This is a genomic window from Thermoproteota archaeon (assembly GCA_030130125.1).
Lineage (GTDB): Archaea > Korarchaeota > Korarchaeia > Korarchaeales > Korarchaeaceae > Korarchaeum.
Genome location: JARZZM010000020.1, coordinates 1 through 7,697 on the forward strand (window position 1 = coordinate 1; position 7,697 = coordinate 7,697).

Genomic DNA, 7,697 nt, shown 5'->3' on the forward strand with positions numbered 1-7,697 from the left:
GTTGGCTCATCGAAGGGGATCTGATACTCGCCGAAGTTGGCCCGGATGGGTAGGAAGAACACCTCCTCCGAAGTGACGTAAACCCTCAGCCCGGTGACTTCTATCTCCTTGGAGCCAAGATTCCTAACGATTAGCCTCAAATCAACGCTCTCCCCTGGAGAAGCCTCTATGTAAGGGGGCTCTATTAGGGCGGTTATGCTCTGAGAAACGAGTTGAGGGAGAAATAGCGCGACGACTAACAGGAGGATGACCGCTAGACCATTTGATTTCATACGCCTCAGGGTCACCGGTTCAGTAATAAGTTAACTTACGCGCTTCCAAATCCTCGATGATGAAAGAAGAGGTTTGGGTCAGTAACCCTCGTATCTGTCCCTAGGCGCTCCGCAGACAGGACATCTCTCCGGGGGTTCAGGACCTACGTGGGTGTGCCCGCATATGGGACATATCCATATCTTTCCATCCACTGGATAGTCTTCTTCCCTGTCCACGTACCCCTTCGCCTCTCTGAACAGCTCGACATGTATTTTCTCAGCCTCCAAGGCCCATTTAAAGCTTGTAACAGCTCTCCTCTCTCCTTGGAGCTCTGCAATCGATACATAGGCGGGATACATCTCCTTAACCTCGTATTCCTCTCCCATAATCGCGAGCTCCAAGTTCTTAGAGGTATTCCCTGGACCGAATGTCGCTCCGGCCACCACTTTCAGATCTCCCTTGAGCTCTGACAGTGAGTTGAAGTGATTGTTTGCATGGACTCTCTCAGCATAGGCGATCGCCCTGAACAATCTGGCGATGTTAGGAAAACCTTCCTTCTCCGCCTTCTCGGCGAAAAGGACGTAGCGCATGTGGGCCATGGACTCTCCCCCGAAGGAGGAGGCCAGGGCGTCCAAAGTCATGGGCCTGACCAACATCCCACCGGGGGATATAACCCCGTGATAATATAAGTTTAACGAATGTTCATATGTAGAACTCTCTGGTAGCGCACCTCGCTCCTCCGCCCCCGGCCTCTACTTGGGGTATGTCCACCTCGATCAGATCGAGGCCCCACTCTCGCTCCAGATACTTGTTAGCATCCCTGTTAAAGGAGTCCACCACTATCTTCCCGTCTCCCAAGTTCAGACCGTTCACCATGGTGATCTCGCTGCCCTCAGCTGGTATCTCGTCCACCGTGATACCCAAGTCCCTAAACACTTGGCCCAACTCCACTATCTCGAGGGACTTGCCGTACTTCACAAGTGAGTAGAACCCCATCCTGCCCGGGCTCACGAACGTCACGGGACCTGCATGCATCATCACAACATCGAGATGGACGGCCCCTGTCCGCCAATCCCTTATGTAGCCGGGTAGCGGAATTCCGTACACCTCGATATTTAGGCCCTGCGAGATGAGGAACTCTTGGAGTAATTTAAGAGTGGCCACATTACTCCCTCTAACTCCTATTCCAGTGAACAGAGCCTGTTTCCCTCCATCCCCCTCGATCAGTATGAAGTTCCCTCCCTCGGCCTTGGCCATGACGAGTAATTTGCCGTTACGCCACCACCTGGGCCTAAACACCGGAGTCAAGCCCTCCTTCTGAAAGAAGGATCTAGCGACCTCTTCCTCGCCCCTCCTTATGTCCAGCGCCATGTTCATCAGAATGGGCTGCTCGGACCACGCTACGCTGGGATCTCTGGGGTAGCCCAGCTTGGGCAGGGTCTTCTCGATGCTTACCCTGACGACCTCGTACCCCATCTCCTCCAGCACCTTGCCGGACTCGCCGGCCATGAAGACGGCCCTCGCCCCTTCCCCTCTTATGGCATCTGCCAATGCGGTCAGATCCCTGACCCATCCGTCGAAGTCAGGAGCTGGATTTCCATCGTAGGCGGTTCTCTTCCACACCCATTTGGTCCACTTTCCCTTAACCTCCTCCAAGTGGCGCCTCTCCGGCAGGGCCAGCGCCACATTGCTCTTCTTGGAGTCCTCAGCCCTCAATCTTACCTTCCTAGATAGTTCTCTAAGGAGAGATTCGGCACCAGATTTGACCTCGTCAGGGGAGGAAGCTCCGGTAAGGGAGACCACGAGATCGACTGCAACGAATAGGTCCGAGTCCCGCAGATCTTCTACCCTTATTACCTCCATAGATGGTTGAGGTGGAAGATCTTCACCATGGAAAACCTGAAAGTAGCTTCTCCTCATCACAGGGGGATCCGAAACCTCCTCTATGGCCGTACGTATAGATGCATCATCCTCGCTTATTAGTCGCTCTAATAGAGAACGAAAATTCATAAGAGGCCGCAGAGGGTGATACTGAAAAGGATTGAGTTTTAGGTTCCCTAGCTCGGTAAAACGTTGGAGTCTCTATCTAGAGACAGGGGTGTTAATTAGCTCGCATCTTGAGACCACGATTACTAGACGCAGAGGTCGGTCATGGTTTGGGGATATTACCATCTTCCCACCAAATCGGGATCGCCTAATGACCTCGCTTAGTTCCAAGGGCGCTGCGAGACCGCCGAACCATTAGTGGTTAACTTTAATATAAAAGAACTTGCTTTCTTTACCATATATGGGAATAGATGAGTCATCCCTCTTCCTCATATGGCTCGCCCTTAGGGGACCCCTGACCCCCTCTAGAGCTGCTATTGAGGCGTCTTTACCAAAAACTACTGTCTATAGAAAGATAAGGGAGCTTGAGAGTAGGGGGTGGCTTAGGAAAGAGGAAAATGCCTATATCCCCACCGAAAGGGCCGAGATCCTAGGTAGAATGGAGGTCAGGGATATACTGGGTGTCTTTCATATAGAGAAACTGTTTGAGAGGGCCGTTCGTCTCCAGACTGGTAGCTGGAAGAGATCCATGGAGCTCCTCAAGGAGAAGAGCAGGGGAGGTGATTTCGTGCTGTGCTACGAAACAGCTGCTTATATCAGGACCGGGTTCCAAACACCATCCGCAGCCTTCGCTTATGTTAGAGAGTCCGACATGGAGAGATGGACCTCTCTAGGAAGGAAGGCTAGCAAGCTGGCTGATCTCGTCCTCATACCGGTCCGGGAACTACCGACTAGTGAAATTATATCAGGTTGGCCCGTGGTAACGGAGGAAAGGCTGAAGCTTGAGCTTATCACATGGTTAGGGAGGGGAGTACTGGATCTGGCGGCCCTCGGAGGGAAGATTCCTACGGTCGTGGAGGAGATGACTGATGTCATCTATTGATGATTTCCTGTCCGTGGCGGAGGAAAGGAGGGTCAGATACGCCCTGATGGGTGCCCTAGCGATATCAGCCATAAGGACCTTCAGGACCACTCATGATGTGGACGTGGCTGTGCACCCGGCAGATCTCTGGAAGCTCAAGCGGGGTTTATCGAGCTTGGGCTACGTGTTGCTGGAGAACCCTCGCCTCGGAAAGCTCGAATTTAAGCACAGGGTGAAGGGGGATATAGATGTATACGTGGACAAGATCTCCGGTTTGAGTGTGAAGCAGCTTCTCAATAGAGCTGTGGAGGCAGAGATTGATGGAAGGAGAGTGTGGGTCATATCACCTGAGGATGCCCTCCTGCTCAAGGCCCTAGCCCGCAGGGAGAGGGACCTCGCTGACATAGCGGTCATACTCATGGAGGTCGGGGATAGGATCGACTGGGAGTATGTGAAAAATATGGGCAGCGAGCTGAATCTTGACCTGAAGGAAGTTCTGAGGAGGAGCATCGAGAGACTGCCCGTCTCGGTGGACAATCCGCCCAAGGTCAGGAAAATTCTTAGGAGATTGGTAGATAATATGTTAAGGTGATTTACAGTTTTCCATGCTCGGAGAATTTAGACGGGCGGGTGTAGTATTTTTCGGCCTTCAATGAGATGAGGAAGGTTTGATCCAATAGTGAACTCGTAGATCGACAAGAAGAAAAGGAAGTAAGGAAGATTTAGGCAGGTCTCATGAACTTGGCGGCCTCTTTGAAGGCTTCTATGGCCCTCTCTATGTCCTCCTTGGTGTGGACCACGCTGACGGTCCACTCGTCGTCACTTACCACGGGCTCTATGAACACTCCTCTGTTCATCATCGCTATCCAATAGCGCCACCAAGCAGCATCGTCCTGCTGGTAGAATGTTGGCAGATCCACCACCGGTTCCGTCGCGCCCGGGTATATGTGACCGTTCGGACCTATCCACTGGACCACTGCGGGTATCCTGTAGTCGTCCACTATGTCTTGGAATGCCCTGCTGAGCTCGTCGCAGAGCCTGTGAGCCCTCGGGTAGGCATCAATGGTCAGGACCTTCGTGAGGGTCGCTAGAGCTGCGGCCATCACCAGCCTGTTGGCGTTGAACGTGCCAGCATGAACGGCGCTGTGAGGACCCACGACAGACATGACCTCCTCCTTACCCATGATCGCCGATACAGGGAAGCCGCCTCCTATGCTCTTTGCCGTCACCGCCAGATCTGGTTTTATGCCGAAGAACTCCGCCGCCCCACCGGGCGCGAGTTTAACACCGGTCTTCACCTCATCGAAGATCAGGAGGGCCCCGTACTCCTCGGTGAGCTTCCTTAACCCTTCGAGGAAGCCCGGCCTGGGGGGCACGACACCTATGTTCATGGCCACGGGCTCCACTATAACGGCAGCTATCTCCTCCTCATGCTTCCTGAACAGCCTCTCCACGGAGTTTAGGTCGTTGTATCTAGCTATCAAGACTGACTCCAGAGTGGTGCCCGGTATCCCCGGACCTACGGGTATCCTCCTCGGGAACTTCCTGCCCATCTGACCGGGAGGTGACTTTATGCTCACCAAGACGTAGTCATGAGCCCCGTGATAGTTCCCCTCGAACTTCACTATCTTGTCCTTGCCAGTGTACGCCCTAGCTATCCTTATGGCGTGCATCGTCGCCTCAGCTCCCGAGTTGCTGAACCTCACCTTATCGAGACCCCATCTCCTAGCCAGCTCCTTCGCGACGAGTCTGGCCTCTGGCACATCCGTCCCGAAGGCAGTTCCTTCTTGTATCACCTCCTGAACCGCCTCAACCACCGCAGGATGGCTGTGGCCCGAGAACACCGCACCCATGGCGAGGTTGAGGTCCAAGTACTCGTTGCCGTCAATATCCCATACCTTCCCGCCCTTACCCTTGGCTATATAGATAGGATAGGGCTCAAAGAACCTCATATTGCTGTTTACACCATGGGGTACGTATTTTCGAGCCTCCCTAAAGATCTGTTCGGACCTACGGGTTCTCTCCGTGTACCTCCCGAGTTCCTCGGAGAAGAAGTCGGGGACTTCCCCTAGCCAGCCAGCCAAAGTACCACCAACGCTAGGCCCACCAGATCCTTATAAAACCTAGCCTCAGGGTTTATTAGAGAGCGATACGCCATGAGGGTAGGTGAACATGGTAGCCCCGTATGCAGGAAAGGTTTTGAGGGTAGACCTGTCCGAGAATAAAATAGTTGTAGAGAACACGAGGCGGGATTGGGCCGCTCTCTACCTTGGAGGAAGGGGTTTGGGAATAAGGTATCTTTATGAGGAAGTTCCGCCGTCCACAGGAGCCCTCTGGCCTGAAAACAAGATTATAGTTGCTACTGGGCCGCTGACCGGGACCGTGGCCCCTCTCACCGGAAGGTTCACGGTAGTTACCAAATCACCGAAAACGGGCACGTTGAATGACAGTTATGTGGGAGGCGCCTTCGGTCCCGAGCTCAAGTACGCGGGATACGACCTCATGATAGTTCAGGGGAAGGCGGAGAAACCCGTCTACATATATGTTAAAGATGAAGAGGTGGAGATAAGGGATGCTAGCCATCTCTGGGGGAGAACGGTACCGAAAGCCACGGAGGAGTTGAAGAAGGATCACGGCAGGCTGGCTAGGACACTGGTGATAGGGCCTGCAGGGGAGAATCTCAGCTACATGGCCTCCGCGGTGGTCGATGAGCACTTCATCGCGGGCAGGGGAGGTGTGGGTGCTGTATTCGGATCCAAGAAGCTCAAAGGGATAGTAGTAGAGGCGAGCGAGAGGAGCATAGACTTCCCCAATCCCGCGAGGTTCAGGGAGACCGTAGCTAGGCTGATGAAGGAGAGCGTGCTCACCGAGACGAACCTCTGGGCTAGGACCGATGGAACTCCCGTCATAGTGGATCTCAGCAATAATGTAGGTGCTCTGCCACACCTCAACTTCAGGGAGGGCTACTATGAGTACGCGAACTACATCAATACTGATGTGTTGAAGGCCAAGCTCGACAGCAGGTTCGCCTGCCATTCGTGCCCGCTCGCCTGCAAGAGAAAGATTAAGACTAGGAGAGGGGTGATAAAGGCCCCCGAGTACGAGACGATAGGGATGATGGGGTCGAACCTCTCCCTCAAGGACATGGATGAACTGGCCCACCTTGGAGAGCTAGCTGACCAGTTAGGCCTAGACACCATAAGTCTCGGAGCCACCCTGAGCTTCCTACTCGAGATAAGGGAGAGGGGAATAATTACGGATGAGGAGATAGGGTTCCACGTGGACTGGGGCGAGCCTGAGGCCTTGGCCAAGCTGGTGAGGATGATAGCTTACAGGGAGGGCATCGGCAATACCTTGGCTGATGGGGTAAAGAGAGCCGCTGAGAGGATAGGGAGGGACAGTGAGAGATATGCAATGCACATAAAGGGATCTGAGATCCCCGCTTATGATCCTAGATCGAGCTGGGGAATGGCCTTAGCCTACGCCACCTCCGACAGGGGAGCCTGCCACCTCAGGGCCTGGACCATAGCGAGCGAGGCCTTCGGAGACATGCCGCCCCTCACCTTCGAGGGTAAGGCCAAGCTTACCAAGGACCTGCAGGACCTGAACAGCGTCAAGTGGAGCCTGATCATCTGTGACTTCTGGATCGTGGGGTACAGGGAAATGGCTGATCTGCTCAGCGCCACGCTGGATGTGGACTTCAAGGAATCCTACCTGCAGGAAGTGGGGGAGAGGATCTGGAACCTCTCCAGGATGTACAACGTGAGAGCCGGTTTCAAGAGGCAGGACGACTATCCACCCGACAGGTTCTTCGAGGAAGCGCACACCAAGGGCCCGATAAAGGGAGTCAAGCTCCCGAGGGAGGAGTACGAGAAGATCCTTGACGAGTACTACCAGCTCAGGGGATGGGACAGGGAGGGAGTGCCTCTCAGGGAAACCCTCGACAGGCTGGAACTCTCGAGGGATCTCGGGCTCTCTTGAGTTCCCTCACTGAAACTCCCAACCCCAAATTTTTGCAGTGATCAAGCTTCTGACTCATCTGTCAATTCTTTTTCCTGAAGGTATAGAGCCTCAGACATCCGAAAAATCAAAATATAAGCCCCTGTTGGGACTCGGAGATGGAGATGGTGGAGAAGGCTGAGTATATCACCTCCGAAGTCGAGGATATGGTCGTTCTCCGTAACATCGTTAAGCGGTTCGGGAAGGTTGTGGCATCGGATCACGTCAACATAGAGATAAAGAGGAATGAATTCTTCTCCCTGCTCGGTCCCAGCGGCTCGGGGAAGACGACCCTCCTCAGGATAATCGCAGGCCTCGAGAAGCCTGATGAAGGCGTAGTCATCCTCGAGGGGAAGGACGTCACGAACCTCCCACCCTACAAGAGGAACATAGGGATGGTCTTCCAGCACCTCGCCCTCTTCCCCCACATGACTGTCTTCGAGAATATAGCATACGGTTTGAGGCTCAGAAAGTTCCCTGAGGATGAGATAAAGAAGAGGGTGTACGATGCCCTCGAACTGGTGAAGATGCCTCCCGA

Annotated in this window: 8 protein-coding genes; 4 read left to right on the forward strand and 4 right to left on the reverse strand. The window is 53.9% G+C overall.

What is annotated here, in order from left to right:
- From QI197_04575 to QI197_04585, 3 genes are all read right to left on the reverse strand, one after another.
- On the reverse strand, positions 1-272 hold a 272-nt coding region (locus QI197_04575), incomplete at its 3' end, for a hypothetical protein (GenBank protein MDK2372633.1).
- 78 nt (positions 273-350) lie between these two features.
- Complete coding sequence (locus QI197_04580) at positions 351-908, reverse strand: rubrerythrin family protein (protein ID MDK2372634.1); 558 nt, start codon at positions 906-908, stop codon at positions 351-353.
- Positions 909-954: 46 nt separating this feature from the next.
- Complete coding sequence (locus QI197_04585; GenBank protein ID MDK2372635.1) at positions 955-2,115, reverse strand: hypothetical protein; 1,161 nt, start codon at positions 2,113-2,115, stop codon at positions 955-957.
- Positions 2,116-2,539: 424 nt separating this feature from the next.
- Between QI197_04585 and QI197_04590 the strand changes: the two genes are divergently transcribed.
- Positions 2,540-3,181 (forward strand): hypothetical protein, encoded by a 642-nt coding sequence (locus QI197_04590; protein ID MDK2372636.1) that lies wholly within the window; start codon positions 2,540-2,542, stop codon positions 3,179-3,181.
- The gene (locus tag QI197_04595; protein ID MDK2372637.1) at positions 3,168-3,752 is read left to right on the forward strand and encodes a nucleotidyltransferase; all 585 of its coding nucleotides are present in this window, start codon (positions 3,168-3,170) and stop codon (positions 3,750-3,752) included. Before QI197_04590 ends, QI197_04595 begins: the two co-directional genes overlap by 14 nt.
- Positions 3,753-3,882: 130 nt before the next feature.
- Here QI197_04595 and QI197_04600 read toward each other — a convergent pair whose 3' ends face one another.
- Complete coding sequence (locus tag QI197_04600; protein ID MDK2372638.1) at positions 3,883-5,244, reverse strand: glutamate-1-semialdehyde 2,1-aminomutase; 1,362 nt, start codon at positions 5,242-5,244, stop codon at positions 3,883-3,885.
- An 88-nt stretch (positions 5,245-5,332) separates the two neighbouring features.
- On the opposite strand from QI197_04600, the gene QI197_04605 reads away from it, so the two are divergent.
- Both QI197_04605 and QI197_04610 read left to right on the forward strand, forming a co-directional pair.
- The gene (locus QI197_04605) at positions 5,333-7,141 is read left to right on the forward strand and encodes an aldehyde ferredoxin oxidoreductase family protein (protein ID MDK2372639.1); all 1,809 of its coding nucleotides are present in this window, start codon (positions 5,333-5,335) and stop codon (positions 7,139-7,141) included.
- A gap of 143 nt (positions 7,142-7,284) precedes the next feature.
- Positions 7,285-7,697 (forward strand): ABC transporter ATP-binding protein (locus QI197_04610; protein ID MDK2372640.1); only part of this gene is annotated, 413 nt, incomplete at its 3' end.

Coding starts and splice junctions, on each gene's coding strand:
- QI197_04605 (MDK2372639.1), top strand. CDS start 5,333: ATGGTAGCCCCGTATGCAGGAAAGGTTTTGAGGGTAGACCTGTCCGAG.
- QI197_04580 (MDK2372634.1), bottom strand. CDS start 908: ATGTTGGTCAGGCCCATGACTTTGGACGCCCTGGCCTCCTCCTTCGGG.
- QI197_04585 (MDK2372635.1), bottom strand. CDS start 2,115: ATGGAGGTAATAAGGGTAGAAGATCTGCGGGACTCGGACCTATTCGTT.
- QI197_04595 (MDK2372637.1), top strand. CDS start 3,168: ATGTCATCTATTGATGATTTCCTGTCCGTGGCGGAGGAAAGGAGGGTC.
- QI197_04590 (MDK2372636.1), top strand. CDS start 2,540: ATGGGAATAGATGAGTCATCCCTCTTCCTCATATGGCTCGCCCTTAGG.